Source organism: Streptomyces sp. NPDC054841 (assembly GCF_053611045.1).
In genome coordinates, this window is record NZ_JBSGZO010000682.1 from 1 (window position 1) to 2,204 (window position 2,204).

Here is a 2,204-nt window from a genome sequence, read left to right on the forward strand (position 1 = left end):
CATCGAAGGCACCCCCGAGCAGCTTGTTGAATGGCTGCGTCTGGTGGTCGGCCGAGGGGGCATCCCACGCCTGAGGATCCTGCCGGTCGGAAATCCGCAGCACACCGTCGAATTGCCGGGCCGCGGCCCCGGGATCCAGGCTCTGGTGGCAGCGCTCGGCGTACTGATGCCGGGGACCCGAGTACGGGCACCCGGCGAGAGCAGCACTTGGCGTACCGATCCACAACTCGACGTGGTCCTGGTCCCCCACGGAGGGAGCCATGGACCGGTGGAGTGGATCTTCGCGAACGAGCAGAGGACGACTGCGGATGTGGAGGCGCTGCTGGCGGAATTGCCTTCAGTGCCGGTCTCGTTCCCCGCCGACGGATCCCAGGACTCCCCCACGGCGCCGAACCGGGCTGGCCTGCAAGCAATCGCAGAGAGGACCGTCGGCAGACTGGTCCTGGTTAGTGAAGGCGTCCTGGCCGCGCTCACCGATCCGGCATGGCGGGACCTGCTCGCCGCCATCCATCCCGACCCGGCGGTGCTGACGCTCCTCGTGCGGGTCGACAACAAAGGCAACCCGCTGCTGCCCGGTACCAAGTCCGAGCCGTACCCGCTGGAACAACTCGCCGCGGATCTGAAATCGGCCCGCTCGTCGGCTCACCGGGTACTTCAGGTGGTGCCGGTCCGGCACGACCACCGGCCGCCGCCTGTCTTGATCGACGCACAGGCCGCGGAGCCGCTCGACGTGCGTCCGCTTCCCTCCGCTACCGCCACGCTGCTACGTGACACGCTGCGCAGGCTCGACGCTATGTGGGAAGGGCCGGTGTATGTGCCCCAGACCGGGCACTGGGTCAGCGTCGATCCGGTGCTCGCGCGGATCTTCTGCATTCCGGGCAGAACACAGCTGCCCTGGCAGGAAGTGACTGCGAGCAGTGGACTTCCCCTCGTGCGCCAGACCCGCCTCGGCCTGCTCAGCAGCGACATCGAACGGCAGAGCGACGCGCTGTCCACCGGGCGTATGGTCGTGCTCAAGCCGCAGGCGGGCCAGCTGCCCGAGCTGCGCCGACTGCAGAAGTTGGCGGTGGCCACACGATTCCGCGTGATGGTGATGGAAGAGCTCGGCCTCGGATGGCAGCAGCTGCTCACCGAGGCGGTTGACCTGCTCCACGACCCTGCCTTCGCTGACGTCGTCCCAGGCGAGCCCATCCAGCTCTTCACCAAGACACCGCAAGGCCCCGACATCGGTCTGAACGCGGGCATGAACCGGTTGCGCGACCGCGCCCGAGCACAGTTGCACTACCCCGAGCCTGGTCAGCAGGCCATCCTCGATCGGGACTCTCAGGGCCGGGACGCGATCGCCAGCGTCTACACCCGTACGGTCGCGGAGCCCAGGCTCCAGTACGGCACGTGGCTGACGACTGACAACCCCACCGTCCGGACATTCTCTGACGCCGCCGGAAGGCTGCACTCGGCGGAGCAGCAGCTGTGGGACGCCCCTGAGCGCGTCGGCTTCACAACGTGGCTGCTGTACCTGTCCACGGCACCACGCCAGATGATGGGCCGGCTGCCCGCCCCCGCCCCCGAGGTCGCTGACCTGCTCGGAGAAGGGGCGTTCGTGCAGTTGGCGCTGCTCGATGGACGACCCGCGGCGGCCTTTGGCGCAGATCGGGCTCCGGGTGCGACGGAGCCAGCCTCGACTCGGCTGCGGGCGGTCACTCCTGGCCAGTTCCTCGCGGGATTCATGAAGGTCGTGAAAAAGTGGCCGAAGAATTGGCCGGTCGTCCTGCTGACCGACGCACTCACGGGGCAGCTCCACCAGGACCTGCTGGCGTGGGCGGCTGAGGTCGAGAGGCTCGGCCCGCTGACCGTGGCCGTGCTAAGGGCCGGTGACAGCTGGGAAACCCACGCCCGGACCAGTCTGCCGGTTGCCCGGAAGGCCGACGGCACCCCCTCCACCTGGCTGCTGAGCAGCCCGGCCTTCGGCACTGACAACGACGGCCATCTGATCCCGCTGGCCGCCAACACCATTTCCCGGGTGCCCCACGGCCTGATCATCGGCCCTCATGACGGGACGGAGACCCGTCTGGCGCTGGCCCCAGATCTCCAGGGCAGCACGTTCCGCATGATCATGAGCATCCTGCCGGGGAAGTCCAAGCCGACCCTCGACGGACAGACGGTGATGGTTCCGCAACAGGCGGCCTCCATCACCCGCAGGTTCG

The 2,204-nt window shown here is 68.2% G+C and carries 2 protein-coding genes; one reads left to right on the top strand and one right to left on the bottom strand.

The features are described 5' to 3' along the window. Positions 1–262: hypothetical protein (locus tag ACWGI8_RS41675; RefSeq protein WP_453668664.1), on the bottom strand; the 262-nt coding region annotated here is incomplete at its 3' end. Positions 263–268: 6 nt separating this feature from the next. Between ACWGI8_RS41675 and ACWGI8_RS41680 the strand changes: the two genes are divergently transcribed. Next, a partial coding sequence (locus ACWGI8_RS41680; RefSeq protein WP_453668665.1) for a hypothetical protein occupies positions 269–2,204 on the top strand: 1,936 nt, incomplete at its 3' end.